The sequence below is a fragment of the Arthrobacter rhombi genome (assembly GCF_039526245.1).
In the GTDB taxonomy this organism is placed as follows: Bacteria; Actinomycetota; Actinomycetes; order Actinomycetales; family Micrococcaceae; genus Arthrobacter_H; species Arthrobacter_H rhombi.
In genome coordinates this window covers 75505-101018 of sequence record NZ_BAAAIV010000009.1, presented here as the reverse complement: position 1 = coordinate 101018, position 25514 = coordinate 75505, and the positions used below count along the sequence as shown (strand labels likewise).

Here is a 25514-nt window from a genome sequence, read left to right as displayed (position 1 = left end):
ACATACTTTCGACACCAACTCTAGCATCGCGACGCCCCGGGCCTGCTCCTATTCCCGCTCGCTGCGGGCGCGATCGTGGAGCCAGGAGATATGCTCTCCCATCAGCCGGGCTGCGGTGTCCCGCTCACCGGAGCTGACCGCAGCGAAGATGGAATGGTGCTGGCCGCGGAGTTCATCGAGCACCGTGGGGGCGTCGCCAAGCGTTGCCAGGGCGTCGCCGATATATCCGCTGATCGCCCCGCCCAGCGCCTCCATCATCGTCTCGATCACCACGTTGCCACCCAGCCTGCTCAGCGCCACATGGAACCGGGCGTCGAGTTCATGGAAGGCCCCGGGCTCGATGTCCGGGGCATCCATGGCCTCCAGCAGACCGTGCGCTTCCTGCAGGGCCTCCGGGCCCAGGCGTTCCGGGCTGGTGCGGGCCGCCCAGCCCTCCAGCAGGATCCTGGTCTCCACGATGTCGGCCACCGGCAGCTTCTTGGCGGCCACATGTAGGCGCAGGGCCGACCCCAAGCCCTTCGAGGGGGTCGCGATGACCAGGGGACCGGAGCGCGGACCCGAGTTCCTCGGGACCTGGAGGATGCCCATGGCGTCGAGGATGCGGATCGCCTCGCGGACCGAAGCCCGGGAGATCCCATACTTCCCGGCCAACACGCGCTCGCCGGGCAGCTGGTCCCCGACGGCGAGCTCGCCAGAGGCCAAGGTCGCCTCGACGTCCGTGAGCAGCGCGTCATAGGACCTGCGCGGTGCGGAGCCGCCCCCGCTTCCCGCCGCAGGGCGCGTGGTCATCAGATGGCCTTGCCCGGGTTGAGGATCCCGTGGGGGTTGAACACGTCACGGATGGCGTGCTGGAGCTCCAGCGAGGTCTCCCCCAGTTCCTCGGTGAGCCAGTCGCGCTTGAGCAGGCCGACCCCGTGTTCGCCGGTCAGGGTGCCGCCGAGGCGCCGGGCCAGATGGAACATGTCCCCCAACGCGACCTTGGCCGGGCCCTCCGTGATCGATTCATCGGGGCCGACGGCGATGATGGGGTGCAGGTTCCCGTCGGCGGCATGGGCCACGGTGAAGATCCGCACCCCGGTCTTCCGGGCGATCTCCTCCAGCCCCGCGAAGGCTTCGGCCAGGCGGTTCCGGGGCACGCCGACGTCGCAGATCTGGACCCTGCCCAGCCGTTCGACCGCCGGGATGGCCGCCCGGCGGGCCGCCATCAAAGCCTCGGCCTGCTCGGCATCACCGGCCTGCTCGATCGACGAGGCGAACGGCCGGATGGCCTCGATGAGGACCTCCTGCTCCAGATGCGCACCGTAGCCGTCAGTTTGAGCGAGCAGGAAGGCCGAGCCGCGGGCCGCGTGGTCGGTTCCCTGGGCCGCATCGACCGCCGCAAGCGTCTGGCCGTCCATGAGTTCGAGCACCGAGGGCTGCACCCGGGCGGCGATGATGGCGGAAGCAGCCTGCGCGGCAGCCGAGACGTCCGGGAAGTAGGCGACCAGCGTCGCGGTGTGGACGGGCTTGGGTCGCAACCGCAATTTCGCTTCCACCACGATTCCCAACGTTCCCTCGGAGCCGATCATCAGGGCGTTCAGGTCGTAGCCGGTGACGCCCTTGATGGTTCCGCGGCCGGTGTCCAGCAGGCGTCCGTCCGGCAGCACGACGCGCAGCGCGAGGATGGATTCGCGGGTCACCCCGTACTTGGCGCACCACATCCCTCCGGCGTTGGTGGCAACGTTCCCGCCGATGGAGCAGATCGCGGTACTGGCCGGATCGGGGGCGTAGAAGAGCCCGTGGGCTGCCACGGCCTGGTTGACCTCCGCGTTCAGCACCCCCGGTTCGACGACGGCGATCTGCTCCACCGGGTCGATGTGCAGGATGCGGTTCATCCCGGAGACGTCCAGCACCACTTGTCCGGCGTGGGCCGCCGCTCCCCCGGCCAGGCCGCTCCCGGCACCGCGCGGCACGACGGGGACCCCGAGTTCCGTGGCCCGCTTCATGGTCTGGACGACGTCGTCGATGCTCTCGGCGAAGACGACGCCGTCGGGGATCGAGGGCGAGACGTAGCCGGATCGGTCGGTGCTGGCGTGGGCCCGGTCCTCCGGATCCGTCGAAGCGCAGGCCAGCGAGTCCAGCAGCGCCGCGGTGGCCGGCGTCGTGGCAGCGGAAGCGGTCGGCGAGGTGTTCACGGTGGTCCCCTGTAGTCCGGACCGCGGGGCCGTTGCCGGCGTCGGGGCCGGCCGCCGCCTCCGGATCCCCAGTGATCGGATTCAAGCAGTGGGCCCACCCTACGAAGCGGTCTGACCGCTGTCAATGGTCCGGGGGCATCCGGGAGGAACCGCCGTCGTGCATGAAAAAAACCGGCCCCGATCGGTGTGATCGGGACCGGTTTCCGGTGCTGCGGTGTGGCTAGGCGTCGACGGTGATGACCGTGACGACCGGCTTGCGGCGCATGGCGCGGTCGGACCAGCGCACCAGGGCCTGGGAGATCGCGCGCTCGGCGTCGGGGCCGGTCTTGACGCCCTTGAGGCCGGTCAGCGTCTTCTCCACGATGCCCACGGCCTTGCCGAGGTCCTTGTCGGAGAAGGAGAAGCCGACCGGGAAGAACTCGGGGTCCTCTTCCAGTGCACCGGTCTCCGGGTCGACGATGGCCAGCACGGTCAGTGCGCCGTCCTCGGCCAGGCGGATGCGGTCCTGCAGGGATTCCTCCGTGGCTGCGCCGGCGACCATGTTCTCGACGTAGACGTAGTCGGCGGCGATGTTGCCGGAGACGCGGGCGACGCCGTCCTTGAGGTCGACGGTCACGCCGTCCTCGAGGACCAGGGCGTTCTTCGGGTCCACGCCGGTGCGGATGGCCAGTTCGGCGTTGGCCTTCAGGTGACGGTGCTCGCCGTGGACGGGCATGACGTTCTTCGGGCGGACCAGGTTGTAGCAGTAGACCAGCTCGCCGGCCGACGCGTGGCCGGAGACGTGGACCTTGGCGTTGCCCTTGTGCACCACGTTGGCGCCGAGCTTGGTCAGGTCGTTGATCAGCCGGTAGATCGAGGTCTCGTTGCCCGGGACCAGCGAGGAGGCCAGCAGGACGGTGTCGCCCTCGACCAGGTCGATGACGTGGTCCTGGTTGGCCATGCGGGCCAGGGCGGCCATGGGCTCACCCTGGGAACCGGTGCAGATGACGACGACCTTGTCCGGTGCCATCTTCTCCACCTCCTTGAAGTCCACCAGCACGCCGCGGGGGATCTTCAGGTAGCCGAGCTCCTTGGCGGTGCCCATGTTGCGGACCATCGAGCGGCCGACGAAGGCCACCTTGCGGTTGTACTTGTGGGCCGAGTCGATGACCTGCTGGATGCGGTGCACGTGCGAGGCGAAGGAGGAGACGATCACACGGCGCGGGGAGGTGCGCATGACGTTGTCGATCGCCGGGAGCAGTTCGGCCTCGGCGGCCATGAAGCCGGGGACCTCGGCGTTGGTGGAGTCGGGCATGAACAGGTCAACGCCCTCCTCGCCCAAACGGGCGAAGCCTGCGAGGTCGGTGATGCGGTGGTCCAGCGGGAACTGGTCCATCTTGAAGTCACCGGTCTCCAGCACCAGGCCCGCGGGGGTGCGGATCGCCACGGCCAGGCCGTCGGGGATGGAGTGGTTCACCGCGAGGAACTCGAGGTCGAAGGGACCGAACTTCTTGCGCTCGCCCTCCTTGACCTGGACGACCTTGGGCTTGATGCGGTGTTCCTGCAGCTTGGTCTTCACGAAGGCCAGGGTCAGGCGTGCCGAGATCAGGGGGATGTCCGCGCGTTCGCGCAGCAGGTACGGGATGCCACCGATGTGGTCCTCGTGGCCGTGCGTGAGCACGACGCCGACGACGTCATCGAGGCGGTCGCGGATCGCCGAGAAGTCGGGAAGGATCACGTCGACGCCGGGGTGCTGCTCCTCGGGGAACAGGACGCCGCAGTCAACGATCAGCAGCTTGCCGCCGTATTCGAAGACCGTCATGTTGCGGCCGATCTCGCCCAGGCCACCCAGCGGGGTGATCCGCATGGCTCCCTTCGCGAGGGCGGGCGGGGTCTGGTGCTGCTTTTTTCTCAAGAGGATCCGTTCTCTGTGCGGTGTTGTTTTTCGGAGTCCGGCTGGCAGTGTCTTTTCGGTCGACACCGGAGCAAACCGGGAAAATCTGGGGGCAGTCGCGACCCGTGGGCGGCGGAAGCATATCTACCTTGACTTTACCACCGCTTGACCAGCGTGCGCCCGTCGGGGTTGGCGGGCCTCCTCAGGCGATGTGGACCCCAGTGCGCAACACTGCGGTACTGACATCTTCGGCGTGCGCGAGGATGGGCCACTGGTCGAGCTGTCGTGGCAGATCGGATGGGTCCAGGAACATCGCCCAACAATGGTCGTCATCGGTGGCCATCCCGAATTTCGAGGCGTAACGGATGCCGGCCGGTCGCGACCCGGTGTCCAGTTCGGACTGCCGGAGCCATTCGGCGGCGAATGTCGTGAGCATCCGATCTTCTCCCATCAAATCCGCCCACCAAAGGTGGGGGCGTTGCAGGAGACCGGCGCCCTTCAACGCCGCAATCGTCAGGGGGTGGCGGATGTCCACCCATTCCCCTTGGCTGGCGTCGAGTTCATACATGAAGTGCGATCCACTCCACTCGGAGCCGAGCCCATCCACAGGGACACCAGCCTGCCGGAGGTCCCGGAGCAACTCATCAAGACCGATACCCAGGTATGCAGCCTCCGTCCGCAGGGCGGCATACCCGTTCGCGTCCGGAGCCCTGTAGGCAACTGACTCGGTCAGGGCGGTGTCCCGATGCGCCGCACCGTAGATCGTCAGTCCGACGGTGTCGTACCGGTTCCAGCCCAGCCGTTCCGCGACCTGCCCTTGTCGGCGCGGGACGGGGTTCAGCGGGCCACGGTCAGGAGCATTTCCCGCGACCCGATACATCCTGCCCGGCCCATCCACCAGCCGCAGGCCGGTATCGGAGCAGGTACGGGAGTTCATGCGTCCGACGGATCCTCGGCCACGGCCCGCGCGGCGACTCCCACTGACTGAAAGGAATTCTCACGAATTGCCTGGATGGGCGATCGGAAATCAAGCTGCGGGTTGATCGAGAGGAACCACCGCTGGGCACGTTGTGAAGTGTTGGCCCCGGCAAGGAGGTCAAAGGTCTCCATCGCGAAGCGAAGTCGTTGCTCAGCAGGTGGCCGCGGTACCAGTTCTCCGCGCGCCCATTTGCGGGCTTGGCCGGGATCCTTGATGCCGGCGAGTGAAGCGACGAGATTCGCTGTCAGGACCTCGATCAACTCGCGCACGACCTCGTCGATGTCCATGTCCAGGGTTCGCGCCTGGTGCCGGGGACTGCCGGGAGCGATGGTCATGACTAACCGCCTTTCGACTGATATCACCACCGTATCCCCCATTCCTGGGTTTTGCACGGGTTTTGCCTCAGAAAAGCCTGCAGTACCCACCGCGTAAAGTGGTCCCTTGTGCCAGCCGTTCCCGCCCCCGCCTCCGTCCGCAGCGTCCTGCGGTCCCCGCGTGCCCTGAGCACGGAGGTCCTCGCAGGGATCGTCACCACGCTCGCGCTCATCCCCGAGGTCATCTCCTTCTCGGTCATCGCCGGGGTCGACCCGCAGGTCTCCCTGCTGGCCTCCGTGGTGCTGGCCGTCTCCATGTCGTTTTTGGGTGGCCGTCCGGCGATGGTCACTGCGGCGGCCGGATCGGTGGCGCTGGTGGTCGGCCCGCTGGTGAAGACGCACGGGGTCGAATACCTGATGCCCACCATCGTCCTCGCCGGCCTGGTCCAGGTGGCGTTCGGGGTGCTCGGGCTGGCCCGTCTGATGCGCTTCGTCCCGCGCTCGGTCATGCTCGGCTTCGTCAACGGGCTGGGCATCATGATCTTCCTGGCACAGGTCCCCCACGTGCTGGACCTGCCGCCCCTGGGCTACGCGGTCTTCGCCGCGGTGCTGCTCATCGTTCTCCTGCTCCCCCGCTTCACCACCGTCATCCCCGCCCCGCTGGTGGCCATCGCCCTGGCCACCGCCGCCGTCATCGTGCTGAACTGGACTATCCCCAACGTCGCCGACGAGGGCACCATCGGCGGCCCGCTGCCCGGGCTGACGGCCCTGGGCGTTCCGCTCAACCTCCAGACGCTGCAGCTGATCTGGCCCACCGCCTTGTCGGTGGCATTCGTCGGACTGCTCGAGACCCTGCTGACCGCCAAGGTCACCGACGACCTGACCGAAACCCACTCGAACAAGGGCCGCGAATCCTGGGGACTGGGCGTGGCCAACATGCTGGCAGCCGGGTGGGGTGGCATCGGCGGCTGCGCCATGATCGGGCAGACCGTGGTCAACGTGAAGCTCGGGCGGGCCCGCACCCGCATCTCCACGCTAGTCGCCGGGTTGTTCCTGCTGCTACTGATCACCTCGTTGAGCGATGTGATGGCCCGCATCCCCATGGTCGCCCTGGCCGCGGTGATGATGGTCGTCGCCGTGCAGACCGTGAACTGGCATTCCGTCAGCCCCGCCACGCTGCGCCGCATGCCGGTGCCGGAGACCCTGGTCCTCGCCGTGACGATCATCGCCGTCGTGGCCACGGGCAACCTCGCCGTCGGCGTCGGCATCGGCGTGCTGCTGGCCATGGTGCTCTTCGCCCGCAGGGTCGCCCGCGTGCTCGTGGTGACCCGGCATCTGCACGACGACGGTGCCTCCGTCGGCTACACCGTGGCGGGGCCGCTGTTCTTCGGCAGCAGCAACGACCTGGTGGAGCAGTTCGACTATGCCGAGGACCCCGCCCAGGTGGTCATCGACCTCTCGGCGGCCCAGCTGTGGGACGCCTCGACCATCGCCGCCCTGGATTCGGTGCGGGCCAAGTACGCCAAGCACGGCGCCGAGGTCAGGGTGACCGGGCTGGACGAACGCAGTTCGGCGCTGGACCGGCGGCTCTCGGGTTTCCTCAAGGACTGAGCCCGGCGGCTAGTTGCCGGCCTGCGTATCCAGTACTTCCAGGGCCGCCGCGTCGATCACCTTGCGGAACGCCGGGCTGGCCTTCGCCTCGGCGACCAGCGCCGTATGCATCGTGGGGATGGCGGCGGGATTGACGCACAACAACATCGTTCCGCCGGCCTTGAAGAAGGTCTTCGCCCGCGTCGCGTAGCTCCAAGGGGAGAGCTGTTTGGCATTGCACAGGTCATCGGAGATGACGATGCCCTTGAAGGCCAGGTCGTGACGGAGCATCGTCTTCATGATGACCGGGGAGAACGTGCCGATGTGGCGGCTGTCGATCTTCGTGTAGTACGCGTTGGAGACCATGATCCAGCGCGTCCCGTTGTTCGCCGCCCGGGCGAAGGGCCGCCGGTAGGCCGTGTAACGGGTGGTCGTGGTGTCCTTGACGTTCATGGACGTGTCGGTGTTCCGGGTGACCCGCCCCAGGCCCGGGAAGTGCTTGACCACCGGGGCCACCCCTCCGGCTTTCATGCCGCGGGTGAAGGCGTCGACGTCGGCCGCGACATGTTGTGAGGTGTACCCGAACTCGCGGTGGAAGTAGCCGATGGGTGCATTGTGCGGGGCGAACGCGGCGCTGGGGACGGTGTCGCCCACCGGCGCGAGGTTCACGTTCACTCCAGCAGAGCGCAGCTGGCGTGCCCACTTCGTCGCCTGCGACTGCAGATAAGACGTCGACCAGGTCCCCTGGTGCAGGGCGGTGGGCATGTCGGTGAACCCGGGGCCGTTGAGCACCTGGACGTATCCGCCCTCCTGGTCCGTGGCGATGAACCGCGGCAGGCTGCCGGTGGCCGCCGGTGAGACGGTGGCGTTGATCTTCGCGACCACCGAGTGCGTGGCAGCGGTTCCCCCGTAGCCACGCCCGCTGAGGAAGACGTTGCCCACGTGGTAGCGCGTCAGGGTCTTCAGCGTGGTGGAGCTGGCACCCGTGGCCGGGACCCCCATCATGAGGACCTTGCCGACCCGCTGGTCAAGGCTCAGCCGGGAGAGTTGCCGGGCGGGAGTCGACCGAGCTGCCGCTGTGGCTGCCGGAAGGAGGGGGTGGGCTGGACCTGCAGGACCCACCGGGGAGAAGCCGGCCACCAGGGCCAGGGCCAACGTTCCGGAGGCCGCTGCGCGGATCATCCGACGGGATACAACCTGGTGCTGTGCATGCCGCATGGCGGCCTCTTTTCCGGGAGGAACTGGGGCTTATTCTAGTCCCGCGCGGCCCGGATGCACCCGTTGGTGCGGGGCGGATCCCGGGCGGATTCAGGCCTGGGCCTCCTCCAGGAGGTTGCGCTCCAGGGCCCGGCGTTCGTCGTCGTCCAGGGCCCGCGAGCTGGTGCGGTCCTGACCCAACGGCACAATCACCGTGGTACCGACGAAGACCGTGGTCCCACCCTGGATGCCGGTGTGGCGCAGCGTGAAGGACTTGGTCCCGATGCGCTCCACGCCCAGGCTCAGCGTCATCTCCGGCACGTACTCGGCCTGGGCCAGGTAGTCCACCTTCAGCGAGGCAACGACGACGCCGGCCAGCAACGTCCCGAAGCCCTCGCCGGTCCGGGTCCACCGCACGCGCGCCTCCTCCATGAGGGTGACGATGCGGGCATGGTTCAGGTGGCCGTTGGCGTCTTGGTCTGACCAGCGCAGGGCAATGGTGAAGTCGAGGGAACTCATGACCGGATCCTATCGGCGCGGCCGTTGTTACGATGAACACGCCGCCACTCTCCGGGTGGGTGGCGACCGGGGCCGTTGCAACCGGGACCGGTGTCGAAACCCTAGGAGTCGAACATGTCAGCAGCCGATCTTCTCACCGACAACCACCGCGCATACCTCCACGGGATCTACCAGCAATTCCATGAGCATCCGGAACTCTCCATGCAGGAACACCGCACGGCGGAGACCATCGAGAAGGAACTGACGTCGTTCGGCATCGAGCCCCAGCGCTGCGGCGGCACCGGAGTCATCGGGGTGCTGCGCAACGGCGAGGGACCCACGGTCGCCTTCCGCGCCGACATCGACGCCCTGCCGATCCGCGAGGACACCGGACTGCCCTACGCCAGCACCGCCAGCGGCACCCTCGAGGACGGCACCGACGTCCCGGTGATGCACGGTTGCGGGCACGATTCCCACGCCGCCTCCCTGCTGGCCGCGGCCCGCATCCTCGCAGCCTCCACCGACGCGTGGTCCGGCACCATCGTCTTCATCTTCCAGCCGGGCGAGGAAACCGCTGCCGGGGCCAAGGCGATGGTCGAGGACGGGCTGTGGGACAAGGCCCCGAAGCCGGAGGTCGTATTCGGCCAGCATGTGATGCCCGGCCTGGCCGGAACGGTCTCCTACGTGCACGGGCACCCGATGACGCAGGCCGACTCGTGGAAGGTCACCCTGCACGGGCGCCAGTCGCACGGCTCGCAACCACAGGATTCGATCGATCCCATCGTGCTCGGTGCCGCGACCATCACCCGGATCCAGACCATCGTCTCCCGCGAGGTCGACCCGCGCCGCGCCGCCGTCGTCACCATCGGCACCTTCCGCGGCGGGCTGAAGGAGAACATCATCCCGGACACCGCCGAGTTCACGCTCAACGTGCGCACCTTCGACGAAGACGTCCGCGACCAGATCCTGGCCGCCCTGCGCCGCATCATCTCCGCCGAGGCCGCTGCCTCCAACGCCCCGGAACCCGACATCGAGGTCCTCACCGTCTACCCGCCGAACCACAACGACGCCAAGGCAACGGATGCCCTCGCCGACGCACTGCGGGCCGAGCTCGGGGACGCCGCCGTCATCGAGGGGGAACCGGCCATGGCCTCGGAGGACTTCGGGGCGCTGTCCGCGGCGATCGACGTGCCGTCGGTCTTCTGGTTCTTCGGGGCCTACACGCAGGAGACGATGGATGCCGGTGAGTTCCCGGTCAACCACTCCCCCCAATTCGCCCCCGTCATGGAACCGACCCTGGAAACCGGGACCCGGGCCGCCGTGGCAGCGCTGCTGTCCCGCGTCGGCACGGCTGCCTGATCCGATGCACACCCGAAAGGGGCGCCACCGCCCGTGAACCTCATGCTCCTGCTGGACCTGCTCGGGGTGTTCTTCTTCGCGGTCTCCGGTTCGCTGCTGGCCGCCCGTCGCGACTTCGACGTGGTCGGCTCGGTCATGTTGGCCTCCCTGGTCGGCCTCGGCGGCGGGGTCATCCGGGACGTGGTGATCGACCAGGGAGTGCCGAAGGCGTTCCAGTCCCCGATCTACCTGGTGCCACCGGTGCTGGCGGTGCTGGCCGTGTACTTCCACCTCTTCGGCGTGCGCCGGTTGCGCCGGACGCTGATGATCTTCGACGCCGGCGGGCTGGCACTGTTCTGCGTCACCGGGACGCTCACCGCCCTGGAATCGGGGATGGGCGCGGTGACGTCCGCGCTCCTGGGACTGACGACCGCGGTGGGCGGGGGCATCCTGCGCGACGTCGTCTCCAATGAGATCCCCCAGGTGTTCAACCCCCGCGGCGTCTACGCGATCCCGGCCATGGTCGGTGCCGCCCTGACCTCGGGGCTCTGGGTCATCGGCTGGCTGAACCCGGTGACGGGGACCGCCGTGGCCGCCGTGGTGTTCGGGACCCGGGTGTTGTCGCTGCGCCTGGGGTTGCGGGTTCCATTGGCCTCCGGGATCGGCAGAAGCCGCCCCTGACGGCCACCAGTGGGATGCTGTGACCAGGCCCCCACCCACCAGGAGAGCACCATGATCTTCACGCCCGATAAACGCAACAAGTCCGAGGAACACCAACGGCTCTACGCCTCGTTCGAGATCGCCTACACGGTGGTGGACTTCTCCGCCGCCGCCCTGTTCATCGTCGGCAGCATCATGTTCTTCTCCGATGCGCTGATGATCCCGGGGACCTGGTGCTTCCTGGTCGGCTCCGTCTGCTTCGCCCTGAAGCCGACCCTGCGCCTGGTCCGCGAGGTGCGCATGGCCCGGCTGGACAAGCTCCAGCTGCTGGCCAAGCGCGGCAGGGACTGGTGAGGCTCAGCCGCCCGCCAGCAGCTGGGCGGCCTTCTCCCCGATCATCACCGAGGGGGCGTTGGTGTTGCCCGTGGGCACCAGCGGCATGATCGACGCGTCGGCGATCCGCAAGCCCTCCAGCCCGTGGACCTTCAACGTCCGGGGGTCCACCACGGAGCCGGCGTCCAGGCCCATGCGGCAGGTGCCGACCTGGTGGTGATAGGTCACCACCGAATCGCGGACGTACTGCTCTAGGTCCTCGTCGGCGATATCGGGGCCGGGATACACCTCGGTGGCACCCCACGCGGCCAGCGCCGGTGAGCGGCCGATCGCCCGGCAGTGTTGCACCGAGGCCACCAGCGCATCCACATCGGACTGTTCGGACAACGCCCGCAGGTCGATGCTGATCGGATCGCTGGCCGCCGGGCCGGTCAGGCGGATTTCGCCGCGGCTGGCGGGGCGGACCAGCCCGCCGAGCATCGAGAACCCACCCTCTGCACCACTCATCTCCCCACCGGCGTAGTCCTGCGAATACATGGGCACCGAGAAGAAGATCGGCTGGGTATCGGGCACCGGCAGGTCCGGGCGGGACTTGGCGAAGAGGTGGACCTCCGCCGGCGCGACGGTCGGCGCGTCCAGTGGTTCGTCGGTGGAGAAGATGACCGGGGCCAGCATGTGGTCCTGCAGGTTCTTGCCCACCCCGGGCAGATCGTGGACTGCTTCGACTCCCACAGCGGCCAGCTCGTCGGTGGGGCCGATGCCCGAGCGCAGCAGCAGTTCGGGCGAGTTGATGGCCCCCGCGGCGAGGATGGTCTCGGTGGCGCGCATGACCCGCGTGCCGCCGTCGTGCTCCACCTCGACGCCGGTGACCCGCCCGTCCTCGATGACCAGACGGCGCACGTGGGCACCGGTGAGCAGGGTGAGGCGGGGGTGGTCCATCACGGGCCGCAGGTAGGCGTGCCAGGTGTTGAAGCGGCCGCCGTCGCGCACGTTGAGCTGCATCCGTGACACGCCTTCGGGGTCCCCGGAGTTGTAGTCCTCGTTGAGTGTGAACCCGGTTTCGACGGCGCCGGCGAGCATGGCGTCCTGGATCGGGTGGTGCTCGTAGCCACTGGTGACATCGAGCAGACCGCCGGCACCGCGCGTGTCCGAGGCACCGCCGTCGTAGTCCTCGATCGTGCGGAAGAGCGGCAGCACGTCCTCCCAGGCCCAGCCGGGGCAGCCGAGGTAGGCCCAGGTGTCGTAGTCGGCCCGGGCGCCGCGGACCCAGATGGTGGCGTTCAGGGCGTGGGATCCGCCCATGACCTTGCCGCGCGGCAGATGGATGCGCCGTCCCGAGGCGCCGGCCTGCGGGAGCGTGTAGTAGTCCCAGTCCTGCTCGCTGTGCCACAGGGCGCCGAGGGTGCAGACGTTGGCGATGTCGGGGTTGGTGTCCTGCCCGCCGGCCTCCAGTACCGCGACGCGGTGGCCGGCGTCGAGCAGGCGGCGGGCGATGACGTTGCCGGCCGATCCGGCGCCGACGATGAGGTAGTCGAAGTCCTGCTGTTCCATGTGTTGTCCCCTAACCGGCGATGACCTGCGGGGTGCCCAGGGCCTTGAGCCCGGCGACACCGAATTCCAGCCCGTAGCCCGACTGCTTGGCCCCGCCGAACGGGATGCGCGGATCCACCGCACCGTGCTTGTTGATCCAGACCGTGCCGGCCTCGATGCGGGCCGCGACCTCGCGGGCGCGGGCCGGGTCGGCGGACCAGACGGAGGCGCCGAGGCCGACGTCGAGCCCGTTGGCCATGGCGATCGCGTCCTCCAGATCGGTATAGCGGATGATCGGCAGGGCCGGGCCGAACTGTTCCTGGGCGACCAGCGGGTTGTCGTTGTCGATGTCGGCGACCAGCGTGGTCGGGTAGAAGTAGCCCGGAGCCGAGGCGTCCGGGTTGCCACCGGTGAGCACGCGGGCACCGGAGGATTTGGCCGCCTCGACGAGCCGCGCGACGATGTCGTACTGGGCCTGGTTCTGCAGCGGGCCCAGCACGTTGGCCTCGTCGAGGCCGTTGCCCATGGGCATCTTCGCCGCCATCTCCACCAGGGCGTCGCAGACCTGCTCGTAGAGGGCATCCGGGACGTAGAGGCGTTTGAGCGCCGCGCAGGTCTGCCCGGTGTTGATGAAGGCACCCCAGAACAGGTCCTCGGCGATGGCCTGCGGGTCCGCGTCGTCCAGGACGATGCCGGCGTCGTTGCCGCCGAGCTCCAGGGTCAGCCGCTTCACCGTGTCGGCGGAGGAGCGGATGATCGCCTTGCCGGTGGCGGTGGAGCCGGTGAACATGATCTTGTCGATCCCCGGATGCGCCGAGAGCGCCTCGCCGACGTCGCGGCCGCCGGAGACCACGTGCAGCAGGCCGGCCGGCAGGACGTCGTTGAGGACGGCTCCCAGGGCCAGCACGGAGAGCGGGGTGTATTCGCTGGGCTTGAGGACCACGGTGTTGCCCATGCGCAGCGACGGGGCGATCTGCCAGACGGAGATCATCATCGGCCAGTTCCACGGGCCGATGGCCCCGACCACGCCGAGCGGGCGGTAGTGGATGGCCGCATGGGATTCACCGTCGTCGACCACGACGTCGGGTTCCAGTTCGAAGGCGGCGGTGGCGCGCAGCCAGGCCGAGCAGGCACCGACCTCGAAGCGGGCGTTGGGCCCGTTCAACGGTTTGCCCTGCTCGCGGGAGAGCAGTTCGGCGAGCGCCTCGGCGTTGGCCTCCACGGCGTCGGCCGCCTGGTTGAGATAACCGCTGCGTTCGGCGTGGGAGAGGGCGCCCCACGCTGGCTGCGCGGCACGGGCCGCGGAGACCGCGGCGTCCAGGTCCTCGGTGGTGTGCACGGGGGCGCGGCCGACCTCCTCGCCGGTGGCCGGATCGTTGATGGGGCGGGAGTCGCCCTGCGGTGCGATGCGGGCCAGGAGGTCCCGGTAGGTGGCTGCTGCGGTGGCCGGTTGCGTTGACATGCCTGCTCCTTGGTGCTGGGCGTCGCCGGGTGGCGGCGCGGGGTCACTGGGATCCACTGTGCCGTAGTTCACGTCCGGGTGGCTTGTCTTTGGCTGCAGCGGGCTTGTCTTCCAGCGCCGCGGGGGCTCCGCCCGGGGCAGGGGGCTGGTGGGCCGTACGATGGCAGTGCGCCGTTCGACGATGCCCCGATGCCCCACCCCAGGAGGACTGCCCATGGAACCCGAGGCCACCGCGATCCCCACCCTGCTGCTGGGTCCGATGCTCCGCCATGTGGAGGAGACCGGCGCCAGCATCTGGGTCGAGACCAGCCGCGCCGGCACCGTGGCCGTCGAAACGGAGGCGGGCATCTGGACGGCCCGCACGTTCGGGGTCCACGGCCACCATTACGCCCTGGTCACCCTCGAGGGGCTGCCGGAAGGCGCCGAGCTGGAGTACCGGGTCAGCGTCGATGGCCACCCGGTGTGGCCCGAATCCGCCGGGTTCCCGCCCTCGGTCATCCGCACGCACGCCACGGGCACCCCGCTGCGGATGGCCTTCGGGTCCTGCCGGACCAGCGTCCCCCACGACGCCGCCGGCAACCGCGAGCACGGCGTGGACGCGTTGCGCTCCTACGCCCTCCACATGGCCGGCAGCCGGGATCCCCAGTGGCCCGGCCTGGCAGTCCTGCTCGGGGACCAGGTCTATGCCGACATCACCAGCGACGCCATGCAGGAGTTCATCCGCAGCCGCCGCGACATCAACGAACCGCCCGGTGCCGAACTGCGCGACTATGAGGAGTACGCCCACCTCTACGGGCTGGCCTGGTCGGATCCGGCGATCCGCTGGCTGTTCTCCACCCTGCCGACGGCGATGATCTTCGATGACCACGACATCCGCGACGACTGGAACTCCTCGCGGTCGTGGCGCCGGCAGATGGAGCAGACCAGCTGGTGGCACGGCCGGATCGTCGCCGGGCTCGGCAGCTACTGGGTCCACCAGCATCTGGGCAACCTCTCCCGGGCTGAACGGGCGGCGGATCCGTTGTGGCAGCGCATCGCCGCACACCGCGGCGACGGCGAACTGGACCTCAGCGAGGACCTCGACGCCTTCGCGGACCGCGCCGACCAGGACCCCACCACCTACCGCTGGAGCTACTGCCGCGACATCGACGATGTGCGCCTGCTGGTGGTGGACTCCCGTGCTGCCCGCCAACTGGATCCCGGGTCCCGCTCCCTGCTGGACGACGACGAAATGACGTGGGTGGACGAGCGCCTCCACGGCGGCTTCCGCCACCTGCTGATTGGCACGTCCCTGCCCTACCTGCTGCCCAAGGGCCTGCACCACGTCGAATCGTGGGACGAGGCCATCTCCGAAGGCGCCTGGGGCCGCACCTGGTCCCGGATCGGCGAAACCATCCGCCAGGCGGTCGACCTGGAACATTGGGCCGCCTTCCAACGCAGCTTCCGCCACATGGCCCGCCTGGTGACGGACACCGCCGACGGCAAGCGCGGCCCCGCCCCGGAGACGATCACGTTCCTCTCCGGGGACGTGCACTTCTCCTACGTGGCCGAGGTGGAACGGCACAGCGGCAGCCGGATCATCCAGGCCGTCTGCTCCCCCATGCGCAATCCGATGCCCCCGGCACTGCGCGTTTTCGTCTCCTCGATGGCCTACGGGCCCGCACGGCTCTTCGGCTCCCTGCTGGCCCGGTCCGCCGGGGTTCCGCCTCCGCCCTTCAACTGGGCGAAGATCCGGGGGCCCTGGTTCGACAACAACCTGGCGGTGCTCGAGGATGCCGGGCAGGGGCTGCGCATCGGCTGGTCCCGCGGTGTGGTGGAGAACGACGACGGCGGGGCACCCCGGCTGGAGCAGGTCGCCGAGATCACGGTGGGCCCCCGGAACGCCGATGGCACCACCACCCGGCCGTCCGCGATGACCCGGATGCGCCGCCGGTTGGACTCGTTGCTGCGTACGCTCCCGCGCCGCCGCTGAGGCGGCCAGCCGCTAGCGGAGGGCGCGCGCCTGGCGGGTCTGGCGCAGCACCAGGTAGGCGGCAGCTCCGCCCAGGAAACCCCAGAAAGGCGCCACGATCCCCCACGGTGCGACCCCGGAGGCGGTGATCGCCAAGGTGATCAGGGCGGCCTCGACGGCTGCGGGGTTCGTCCGGGCGTCGGCCATCGTGTCGGAGAAGGACACCTGCAACGCGCCGATCAGGGCCACGCCGGCCATGGCAGTGATCAGTTCGGTCGGCACGGCGGCCAGCAGGGCGACCACGGTCCCGCTGATCATGCCGAACACCAGGTAGAAGATCCCGCAGGAGATCCCGGCGACGTAGCGGCGGGTGGGGTCCTCGTGGGCCTCACGCCCGGTGCAGATGCCCGCGGTGATGGCCGCCAGGTTGATGGAGTGGGCGCCGAACGGGGCGAAGACGATGGACGCCGCGGCCGAGCCACCCAGCAGGAGCCGGTCGTTGGCCGCGTAGCCGTTGGCGTGCATCATCGCCAGGCCCGGACCGTTCTGGCCGGCCATGGTGACGATGAGCAGCGGGATCGAGATGCCCATGACGGCAGGGAGGCTGAACGTCGGTGTCGTCCACACCGGTCCGGAGAGCTCCAGGCCCATCTGAGGGGTCGAGCCCTGCCCGGAGACCAGGACCAGCAGCACCCCGGCGAGCAGGGCCAACAAGACGGCGTACTTCGGCATGAACCGGCGCCCCAGCAGGTAGGCGACGACCACGCCTCCGGCGACCAACGGGGCGTCGACGACCGCGCCGGCCACCTTGAGCACGAAGGGCAGCAGGACGCCGGCCAGCACTGCCGCGAGGATCGGGCCCGGGACGCTGGCCAGCAGCTTGCCGAACCAACCGGTCACGCCCAGTACCAGGGCCAGCATCCCGGCGACGATGAAGGCACCCACGGCGTCGGAGTAGGTGTAGTTCCCCAAGGCGGCCAACAGCAACGCGGCTCCCGGAACGGACCAGGCCACCACCACGGGCTGGCGGGTGAACAGGCTCAGCAGCACACACACCACCCCGCTGCCCACGGAGATCGCCCAGACCCACGAAGAGGTCTGTTCCGGCGTCAATTCGGCATTCCGGGCGGCATTGAGAACCACCAGCAGTGGGCCCGCGTAGGAGACGGCGACGGCAATCAGCCCGGCGACCACCGCGGAGAGCGATACATCGGCCCAACGGGGTCGGCGGTGATCTCGGCGGCGGGTGGCAGTGCTGGTCGACGTCATCGGCGTCCGGCCTTCCAGGGGATCGAGGGGGGCGCGAGAGTACGGGACATCCGTCATCGGTCGCTGCAAGGGGAGGAATCGGGCCATCCGCAGGGGATGCGCCACGGCTGACCACGCTACGGTCCACAGCACTCGGGAAACAAGTACCCATTTCGGTCAAATTCGGACCTGCGGCCTCTCAATACCCCCCTAGGCCAACCCTAGGCAGACACCTAGTGTGACCGGCCACACACGCTGGCAGCATGTATGGATGACGTGAACCGACCGAATGGTCGGCCCGGGGCAAGGACGCCCATGCGGAGCATAGGAGAACACGATGACAGAAACCCTCGAGCAGGTCAGCCGGCGACTCCAGGACGCCGTTGTCGAAATCCCGGAGGAGGGCATCCACCGGACCAAGCGCGAGATCTTCACCGACGAGGAGATCTTCGAGCTCGAGATGAAGCACATCTTCGAGGGCAACTGGGTCTATCTGGCCCACGAATCGCAGATCCCCGAGGTCGGCGACTACTTCACCACCTACATCGGCCGCTCCCCCGTGGTCATCTCGCGCGGCAAGGACGGCGAGCTCAACTGCCTCATCAACGCCTGCAGCCACCGCGGTGCCATGCTGTGCCGCAAGAAGACGGACAACCGCAAGAACTTCACCTGCCCCTTCCACGGCTGGACGTTCCGCAACGACGGCAAGCTGCTCAAGGTCAAGGACTCGCGCACCGGCGGCTACCCGGAGCAGTTCAACAAGGAAGGCTCCCACGACCTGACCAAGGTCGCCCGCTTCGAGAGCTACCGCGGTTTCCTCTTCGGCTCGCTTAACGCCGACGTCAAGCCCCTCGAGGAGCACCTCGGGGACGCCACCAAGATCATCGACATGACCGTCGACCAGTCCCCCGAGGGCCTGGAGGTGCTGCGCGGTTCGTCCACTTACACCTATGACGGCAACTGGAAGGTCCAGGCCGAGAACGGCGCCGACGGCTACCACGTCTCGGCAACCCACTGGAACTACGCGGCCACGACCGCCCGTCGTTCCAGCGGCGAATCAGCCAACGAGACCAAGGCCATGGACGCCGGCACCTGGGGCAAGCAGGGTGGCGGCTACTACTCCTTCGACCACGGCCACCTGCTGCTGTGGATGTGGTGGGGCAACCCGCAGGACCGCCCGAACTACGGCCAGCTGGATGAGTGGAAGCAGGAGTTCGGCGAGAAGAAGGCCGAGTTCATGGTCGGCGCCTCGCGCAACCTGTGCCTGTACCCGAACGTGTACCTGATGGACCAGTTCTCCTCGCAGATCCGCCACTTCCGGCCGATCGCCGTGGACAAGACCGAGGTCACCATCTACTGCATCGCCCCCAAGGGCGAGTCCGACGCCTCCCGCGCCAACCGCATCCGCCAGTACGAGGACTTCTTCAACGCCTCCGGCATGGCCACCCCGGATGACCTGGAGGAATTCCGCTCCTGCCAGAAGACCTACATGGCCAAGAAGGCCCCGTGGAATGACATGAGCCGCGGTGTCGCCCACCAGCTCAACGGGCCGGACGAGACGGCCAAGGGCCTCGGCATCAACCCGATCTCCAGCGGTGCCATGACCGAAGACGAGGGCCTCTACCCCGTCCAGCACAACTACTGGGCCCAGGAAATGCGCGCGGCGGTTGCCGCCGAGGAGCGCGAAGCGGCGCAGGGCCCCGCCTGCCCGGCCGCCGAGCCCACCACCGGCTGCGGCCACTAGAGCCGGACGACGAAAGGACCATGAGCATGACCACCACCGATACGTCGGCACCCGCACTGACCGACGAGCAGCACATCACCGAGCTGCATCGCATCAGCCAGTTCCTCTACCGCGAGGCACGCTTCCTGGACGACCGGGAATTCGAACAATGGGTGGATTGCTACCACCCGGATGCCGAATTCTGGATGCCGGCGTGGGATGACAACGGCACCCTCACCGAGGATCCGCAGCGCGAGATCTCGTTGATCTACTACTCCAACCGTGGCGGCCTCGAGGACCGGGTGTTCCGCATCCGCACCGACCGTTCCTCGGCGACCAGCATCCCCGAGCCGCGCACCGGCCACAACATCTCCAACGTGGAGATCGTCGAGCACCGCGGTGACCAGGTGGACGTCCGTTTCAACTGGTTCACCCTCTACTTCCGCTACGACAACGTGGACACCTACTTCGGTACGTCGTTCTACACGATCGACCTGTCCGGGACGCAGCCGCTGATCCTGAAGAAGAAGGTCGTCCTGAAGAACGACTTCATCCACCACGTCGTGGACATCTACCACATCTGATCCGCCTGAAAAGGAGCATTTCCATGACCTACCAGGTTGCCCTGAGCTTTGAGGACGGGATCACCCGCTTCATCAAATGCGGGCCGAACGAAACCGTTGCCGACGCCTCCTACAAGGCACGCATCAACATCCCCCTGGACTGCCGCGATGGCGCGTGCGGTACCTGCAAGTCCTTCTGCGAATCCGGAAAGTACGACGGCGGTGACTACATCGAGGACGCCCTCACCGACGAGGAGGCAGAGGCCGGATACGCCCTGCCGTGCCAGATGGTCCCCGAGTCCGACCTGGTCCTGCAGATCCCCACCACGTCGGACGTCGCCAAGACCGCAGCCGGCGTCTTCGAGGCCACCCTGCAGCGGATCCGCCGCCTCTCCGACACCACGTACGGGTTCGACGTCTCCATCGAGAACCGCGACGCGCTGGCGTTCCTGCCCGGCCAGTACGTCAACGTCTCGGTCCCCGGAACCGACCAGGAGCGTTCCTACTCGTTCAGTTCCGGCCCCACCGCCGATACGCTCTCGTTCCTGATCCGCATCACCGACAAGGGCGTCATGTCCTCCTACCTGCGCGACACCGCGAAGGAGGGCGACAAGCTCACCTTGACCGGCCCCATGGGCAGCTTCTTCATGCGCGAGATCAAGCGTCCCGCACTGCTGCTGGCCGGCGGCACCGGGTTGGCCCCGCTGCTGTCGATGTTGGAGAAGATGTCAGCCGAGACCACGGACCACCCCGTGCACCTCATCTACGGCGTCACCTCGGACATGGACCTGGTGGAGGTCGACGTCCTGGAGGACTATGCCTCCCGGATCGACGGTTTCACCTTCGACGTGGTCGTCGGGGACCCGGAGAGTGCCGCCGAGAAGAAGGGCTACGTCACCAACCACTTCCAGCCCGCACATCTGAACGACGGCGATGTCGACATCTACCTCTGCGGCCCGCCTCCCATGGTCGAGGGCGTGCGCAAGCACCTCACGGCAGAGGGCATCAGCCCGGTGAACTTCTACTACGAGAAGTTCGCACTGGCTGTCCCTGCTGCTGCCGCGGCCGAGGCGGAAGCCGCGCCGGCAGCGGAACCGGCGCCCAGCGAGGCACCCGCCGCCGAGGCAGCCGCCGAGACCACAGCTCCGCAGGCGGCCGAATACGAGATCGGCGAGGAACACGCCACGGTCGAAGCCGAGTTCGACGCCCGCATGGCCCTGGAACTGGGGGCGATGGAGCTGATGATGAACCGGCTCACCGAGGGCCAGCTCTCCGAGTACCGGATCCTGGCCGAACTGGCCGGCACCTCGCTGGGCGACGAGCGTTTCGTCGACGCCCAGGGGTTCACCGCCTCCAACGCGGCGTTCCACGATTTCCTCTTCGCCAGCACCGGCAACCGGTTCCTGCGCGAGGCCTACTCCCGTCTGGGCGTGCAGGGAATGATGGACGACGTCCTGAAGAACGGCAACTGGGTCGACGGTGCCGTCGCGGACGACCACCTGGAACTGGTTGATGCCTTCGAGCGCGGGGACCAGGCGGCAGCCCGCACCTGCATCATCGCGCACAACGAGCATGCCAAGGCCACGATGCGCGCCGCGATGGAGGGCTCCTCAGCCCACGGCGTGAGCGCATGAGCACGTTCCATCCGGGCCGTTTCGATGGCAAGGTCGTCGTGGTCACCGGTGCCGCCCAGGGGATCGGCAGTGCCGTTGCCGGCAGGGTCGCCTCCGAAGGCGGCTCGGTGGTCCTCGTCGACCGAGCCGAGCTGGCCCACGAGACGGCCGGGCAACTGCGCTCCTCCGGGGCCCGGGTCCTCAGCGTGACCGCGGACCTGGAGTCCTACTCCGGGGCCGAGGCCGCCGTCTCCGCTGCGGTGGAGGAATTCGGCCGCGTCGATGTGCTGGTCAACAACGTGGGTGGCGCCATCAACTTCAAGCCGTTCACGGAGTTCACCGACACCCAGATCCGGGCGGAGATCGACCGTTCGCTGATGACGACCCTGTACGCCTGCCGCGCGGTGCTGCCCCAGCTGGTCCTGCAGGGTTCGGGCGTGATCGTCAACGTTTCCAGCGCGGCAACGCGCGGCATCCACCGCATTCCCTACAGTGCGGCAAAGGGTGCGGTGAATGCACTCACGGCCTCATTGGCGATGGAGTACGCCGACCACGGCATCCGGGTGGTCGCCACCGCCCCCGGGGGCACCGAGGCGCCCCCACGCAAGATCCCGCGGGGAACGCCGACACCGCAGAACGACGTCGAACAGGCCTGGCACCAGGCCCACATCGACCAGACCATCAATTCGTCGCTGCTCAAGCGCTACGGCACCCTGGACGAACAGGCCGCCCCGATTGTGTTCCTCGCTTCCGAAGAGGCATCGAACATCACCGGTAGCGTCCTGCCGGTCGCCGGCGGCGATCTGGGCTGACCCCCTCAGGGGCTGGCGGCGCCGTCACACCCCCGGGTGGGACGCGCAGCACACAGTAAGCTGGCAGGTCATGGACCATCAAGAACACGACGGCGTCGCCCAGGCTCCGGAGCACGGACTCATTGCCCGTGGTCCGGAGCTTGCGGCGTTGGCGGGGTTGTTGGCCGAGGCGACCGCCGGCCTGCCCCGTGTGGCCATCGTCTCCGGGCCCGAGGGCAGCGGCGCAACGGCCCTGGTCGAGGCATTCCTCGCATCACCACCCGGGCTCCGCCACCTGAGCGCCCACGGTGCAGTGGGGCAGGCGGAGGAACCCGGCGGACTGCTGGCCCAACTCGATGCCGAGGCCGGCCGGCTGGCGGCAACGGGCCGCGCCCATGAGGCCGCCCACCTGGTCCTGGACAAGCTCCGGGCCCCAGCAGACGGCGCCGCATCCGTCCTGTGGGTCGACTCCCTCCAGTGGGCGGATCGGGCCAGCCTCGAAGCCCTGACCTGCGTGACGCGGAACCTCCACGCCGAGAAGCTGCTCGTGATCCTCGCCCTGCGCTCCGGGCAACACCATCGACTCCCGCCAGCCATCCGCGACGTGATCGAAAGCCTCGGTTCCACCCGTCTGGTGCTGGGCCCCCTCGATGGCACAGCGGTGCGCGAAGTGGCCCTTCGCCGCGCGGGCGTCGCGTTGACAGCTCCCCTGGCACACCAGCTGGCCGAGCACACTTCCGGAAATGCCCGGCACGTCTTGGACCTCCTGCGGGAGGTTCCCGCCGCGGCCTGGGGCAGATGGCGCGGGCTGCTACCCGCCCCCCAGGCCCTCGTCGACGCCGTTGCCGCCAGCCTGGACACGGTGGGGACGTCGGAGCGTTCCCTCGTCGAGGCGGCGGCAGTCCTGGGGCAAACCAGTGCGCTGGTCCAGGCCACCGCGTTGGCAGGGATCGACGATCCACTTCCGGCCCTGGAAGCGGCCCAACTCCACGGCCTGCTCCGCGTGGTGGGCAACGGCGGGGACGTGGCCGTCTCCTTTGCCGGCACCGTGGAGCAAGCGGCGGTCTACTATTCCATGCCGTTGTCCCGGCGGATTGGCCTCCACCGGATGGCGGCCGGCCTCCAGACGGACACCGGCCTGGCCCTGGCCCACCGGGCAGCGGCCGCCCTGCTGCCCGAAGTGGGGCTGGCCGGGGAACTCGAAGCGTACGCGATGAGCCAAGCCGAAGCCGGAGCCTGGTCCAAAGCGGCCAACGCGCTGCTCTCGGCGGGCCATCTGCACCCCAGCGAGTCCGCCAGCCATGCCCTGCAACTCGAGGCCATCGATGCCCTGGTTGCCGCCGGGGAGCTCCCCCGCGCCCTCACCTACGCCGACGAGATCGGCAACGACGACACCGGGCCCGCCCGGGATGCAGTTGCCGGGTATGTCTCGATCCTGCAGGGGCGGCAGGCTGACGCGGGAACACAGTTGGATCGGGCCTGGCGCCGCGTCAGCCCCGCCCACGAACCGGCCCTGGCCGGGACCATCGCCCTGCGCCGGGTGTTGGATTCCCTGGTCCGACTCGACGGGGTCGACCTCGTCATGTGGGCCGAACGGGCCACCTCATTGGCCGAGGACGGAAGCCCCGCCTACATCGAGGCCCAGGCCATCCGCGGCCTCGGGCTGGGAGCCACCGGCAGGCTGTCCGAGGCAGCGGACTGCTACGCGACACTCCTGCGTCGAGACGACCTGGGGGCCCAACGGCAGCGCGTGTCCATGTCCATGGGATGGCTCGATTTCGCCACCGACCGCCTCAGCGCGGCACGGACGGAACTGGCGGCCGCAGTGTGCACCGATTTCAGCTCCGGGTCCTACCGGATTTCGCTCTGGGCCAGTGCCTGGTTGGCGCAGACCCACTTTCATTCCGGGGACTGGGATACCGCGTTGCGCACCGTGGACGAGGCCGTGCTGCTGCAGGAGCGCACCGGCATGGAGACCATCAGGCCGCTGCTTCACGGGATCGCCACCCGCATCCACGTCTTGCGCGGCAACTGGGAACTCGCCGCGAGCCATCTGAACGCCGGCCGGGCCAACACGGAGAACTATCCCATCATGGTCCTGCCCTACCGCACGGCCCTGGCCTATGTCGCGGAGGCCACCACGGATTACGACGGCGTGCTCCGCGCCCTGGAGCCACTCCTGGACCTGCAACACGGACGCGGGATCGACGAGCCCGGGTTCTGGCCCTGGCAGGATGTCTACGCCAACGCCCTGGTCATGAAGGACCGCGTGGATGAGGCAGACGCCTTCTTGAAGCCCTACGAGGCGGCAGCCGCCGAGCGCGGCAGGAAGTCGGAGATCGCCAGGCTTTCGTACGTACGCGGCCGAATCCTCGGCGCGCGCGGACGCATCGGCGCCGCCACCGAGGCCTTCGAGCGGGGGCTGGGCAGCCTGTCATCCCTGAACATGCCCTACGAACGCGCCCGCGTGTATTTCGCCTACGGGCAGACCCTGCGTCGCGCCGGCAAACGCCGCGAGGCTGCCTCGATGCTCTCCCGGGCGCGGGAGGAGTTCGCCGCCCTGGGCTCGGACACCTATGTGAAGCGTTGCGAACGCGAAGTGCAGGCGTGCGGAGCGGCCATGTCCCGCACCGCCCATGAGGGTCTCCCCTCGCTGACCTCCCAGGAACAGGCGGTGGCCCAACTGGTCGCCGCGGGCAACACGAACAAGCAGGCTTCCGAGGAACTTTTCGTCAGCATCAAGACCGTCCAGTATCACCTGACCCGGATCTACTCGAAGCTGGGCGTCAGCTCACGGACCGAGCTCGCGGCACGCTATCGCGAAGCCGGCGCCGACGCGGCGGCAGCCGGAAAGCCCCGGGACTGACCACGGGAGCCCGTTTCCGCCGTCGTGCATCTCTTCCAGCACGGCATCGAATTCCTGGTGGTGGGTGATGACCGGCTGGCCGTCCTTCACTGCCGACCCGCTATCGAGAGGGCAGCGGAGATCTTCTGGAAAATAATGCTTGACACTTCAATCATGTAGTGTCATAGTTATATGCATAAGCATACAAACCTCCCGGTTCCGCCGGGGAGAAGCAAAGGAGTCCAACATGTCAGTTACGCTCACCCCCGGCACCTGGAAGCTCGATCAGGCCCACACCGAGGTCGGATTCACCGTCCGCCACGCAGGCATCAGCAAGGTCCGCGGCGCATTCACCGACTCGGACGCCACCCTCACGGTCGGCGAGTCCCTCGAGGCCTCCAAGGTCGAGGCCGTCGTGAAGACCGCCTCCTTCGACTCCAATGACGAGAACCGCGACGGCCACGTCAAGAGCGCCGACTTCTTCGACGTCGAGCAGTTCCCCCAGATGACCTTCGTGTCCACCGGCGCCGCAGGTGACCACGAGGAATTCGTCCTCAAGGGCAACCTGACCATCAAGGAGACCACCCTCCCGGTCGAGTTCAAGGTCGAGTTCGGCGGCGTCGCCGTTGACCCGTTCGGCGCCACCCGCGCCGGTTTCTCCGCCACCACGCACATCTCCCGCAAGCAGTTCGGCATCACCTGGAATGCGGCCCTCGAAGCCGGCGGCGTCCTGGTCGGCGACAAGGTCACCATCAACGTCGACTCGGCGTTCGTCCTGCCTTCGGCCAACTAGGTCCAGCAACAACAACACGACGTCGGCCGCCTCCCCTTC

At 68.3% G+C, this 25514-nt stretch carries 21 protein-coding genes; 11 read left to right on the top strand and 10 right to left on the bottom strand.

Annotated features, from left to right (window positions below; genetic code table 11):
* Positions 1-48: 48 nt before the first annotated feature.
* The 5 genes from ABD088_RS07970 to ABD088_RS07950 form a co-directional block, all read right to left on the bottom strand.
* A complete protein-coding gene (locus ABD088_RS07970; protein WP_343901309.1) occupies positions 49-789 on the bottom strand; it encodes a FadR/GntR family transcriptional regulator in 741 nt (246 codons plus the stop codon).
* Positions 789-2174, bottom strand: a complete 1386-nt coding sequence (locus ABD088_RS07965) for an FAD-binding oxidoreductase (RefSeq protein ID WP_343901307.1) — start codon at positions 2172-2174, stop codon at positions 789-791. The genes ABD088_RS07970 and ABD088_RS07965 overlap by 1 nt, the downstream gene beginning before the upstream one ends.
* Before the next feature lie 220 nt (positions 2175-2394).
* Positions 2395-4020, bottom strand: coding sequence for a ribonuclease J (locus tag ABD088_RS07960; RefSeq protein WP_343901306.1), 1626 nt, complete (start codon positions 4018-4020; stop codon positions 2395-2397).
* 229 nt (positions 4021-4249) lie between these two features.
* Positions 4250-4984 carry a hypothetical protein gene (locus ABD088_RS07955; RefSeq protein WP_343901305.1) on the bottom strand — a complete coding sequence of 245 codons (735 nt, stop codon included), beginning with the start codon at positions 4982-4984 and terminating at the stop codon, positions 4250-4252.
* Complete coding sequence (locus ABD088_RS07950) at positions 4981-5361, bottom strand: hypothetical protein (protein WP_343901303.1); 381 nt, start codon at positions 5359-5361, stop codon at positions 4981-4983. Before ABD088_RS07950 ends, ABD088_RS07955 begins: the two co-directional genes overlap by 4 nt.
* Positions 5362-5469: 108 nt before the next feature.
* Between ABD088_RS07950 and ABD088_RS07945 the strand changes: the two genes are divergently transcribed.
* Positions 5470-6951: a SulP family inorganic anion transporter gene (locus tag ABD088_RS07945; protein WP_343901302.1), complete on the top strand. Its 1482-nt coding sequence runs from the start codon at positions 5470-5472 to the stop codon at positions 6949-6951.
* 9 nt (positions 6952-6960) lie between these two features.
* Here the strand turns inward: ABD088_RS07945 and ABD088_RS07940 are convergent, their stop codons facing one another.
* Positions 6961-8148 carry a glycoside hydrolase family 3 N-terminal domain-containing protein gene (locus ABD088_RS07940; RefSeq protein ID WP_343901301.1) on the bottom strand — a complete coding sequence of 396 codons (1188 nt, stop codon included), beginning with the start codon at positions 8146-8148 and terminating at the stop codon, positions 6961-6963.
* A 90-nt stretch (positions 8149-8238) separates the two neighbouring features.
* Positions 8239-8646, bottom strand: coding sequence for an acyl-CoA thioesterase (locus ABD088_RS07935; RefSeq protein WP_343901300.1), 408 nt, complete (start codon positions 8644-8646; stop codon positions 8239-8241).
* Between the two features lie 114 nt (positions 8647-8760).
* On the opposite strand from ABD088_RS07935, the gene ABD088_RS07930 reads away from it, so the two are divergent.
* Genes ABD088_RS07930 through ABD088_RS07920 form a run of 3 tightly spaced genes read left to right on the top strand, consistent with a single transcriptional unit; the run spans position 8761 to position 10977 of the window.
* Positions 8761-9984: an amidohydrolase gene (locus ABD088_RS07930; RefSeq protein ID WP_343901299.1), complete on the top strand. Its 1224-nt coding sequence runs from the start codon at positions 8761-8763 to the stop codon at positions 9982-9984.
* 42 nt (positions 9985-10026) lie between these two features.
* Entirely contained in the window at positions 10027-10644 is a 618-nt protein-coding gene (locus ABD088_RS07925; RefSeq protein ID WP_343901342.1) for a trimeric intracellular cation channel family protein, read from the top strand.
* A 51-nt stretch (positions 10645-10695) separates the two neighbouring features.
* Complete coding sequence (locus ABD088_RS07920) at positions 10696-10977, top strand: YrhK family protein (protein ID WP_343901298.1); 282 nt, start codon at positions 10696-10698, stop codon at positions 10975-10977.
* 3 nt (positions 10978-10980) lie between these two features.
* On the opposite strand, the gene ABD088_RS07915 is transcribed toward ABD088_RS07920, so the two are convergent.
* Both ABD088_RS07915 and ABD088_RS07910 read right to left on the bottom strand, forming a co-directional pair.
* The gene (locus ABD088_RS07915) at positions 10981-12507 is read right to left on the bottom strand and encodes a GMC family oxidoreductase (RefSeq protein WP_343901296.1); all 1527 of its coding nucleotides are present in this window, start codon (positions 12505-12507) and stop codon (positions 10981-10983) included.
* A 10-nt stretch (positions 12508-12517) separates the two neighbouring features.
* Complete coding sequence (locus ABD088_RS07910; RefSeq protein WP_343901295.1) at positions 12518-13948, bottom strand: aldehyde dehydrogenase family protein; 1431 nt, start codon at positions 13946-13948, stop codon at positions 12518-12520.
* Between the two features lie 214 nt (positions 13949-14162).
* Here ABD088_RS07910 and ABD088_RS07905 point away from each other — a divergent pair, with 214 nt between their 5' ends.
* On the top strand, positions 14163-15920 hold the full coding sequence (locus ABD088_RS07905) for an alkaline phosphatase D family protein (protein WP_343901294.1): 1758 nt from the start codon (positions 14163-14165) through the stop codon (positions 15918-15920).
* Positions 15921-15932: 12 nt separating this feature from the next.
* On the opposite strand, the gene ABD088_RS07900 is transcribed toward ABD088_RS07905, so the two are convergent.
* The gene (locus ABD088_RS07900; RefSeq protein ID WP_343901292.1) at positions 15933-17168 is read right to left on the bottom strand and encodes a benzoate/H(+) symporter BenE family transporter; all 1236 of its coding nucleotides are present in this window, start codon (positions 17166-17168) and stop codon (positions 15933-15935) included.
* A 316-nt stretch (positions 17169-17484) separates the two neighbouring features.
* On the opposite strand from ABD088_RS07900, the gene benA reads away from it, so the two are divergent.
* From benA to ABD088_RS07870, 6 genes are all read left to right on the top strand, one after another.
* Positions 17485-18891, top strand: coding sequence for a benzoate 1,2-dioxygenase large subunit (gene benA, locus ABD088_RS07895; RefSeq protein WP_343901290.1), 1407 nt, complete (start codon positions 17485-17487; stop codon positions 18889-18891).
* A 26-nt stretch (positions 18892-18917) separates the two neighbouring features.
* Entirely contained in the window at positions 18918-19454 is a 537-nt protein-coding gene (benB, locus tag ABD088_RS07890; RefSeq protein WP_343901289.1) for a benzoate 1,2-dioxygenase small subunit, read from the top strand.
* 23 nt (positions 19455-19477) lie between these two features.
* On the top strand, positions 19478-21067 hold the full coding sequence (gene benC / locus ABD088_RS07885; protein WP_343901287.1) for a benzoate 1,2-dioxygenase electron transfer component BenC: 1590 nt from the start codon (positions 19478-19480) through the stop codon (positions 21065-21067).
* A complete protein-coding gene (benD, locus tag ABD088_RS07880) occupies positions 21064-21858 on the top strand; it encodes a benzoate diol dehydrogenase BenD (protein WP_343901285.1) in 795 nt (264 codons plus the stop codon). Before benC ends, benD begins: the two co-directional genes overlap by 4 nt.
* Positions 21859-21928: 70 nt before the next feature.
* Complete coding sequence (locus ABD088_RS07875) at positions 21929-24703, top strand: helix-turn-helix transcriptional regulator (protein WP_343901283.1); 2775 nt, start codon at positions 21929-21931, stop codon at positions 24701-24703.
* A 226-nt stretch (positions 24704-24929) separates the two neighbouring features.
* Entirely contained in the window at positions 24930-25475 is a 546-nt protein-coding gene (locus ABD088_RS07870; protein ID WP_343901281.1) for a YceI family protein, read from the top strand.
* Positions 25476-25514 lie beyond the last annotated feature (39 nt).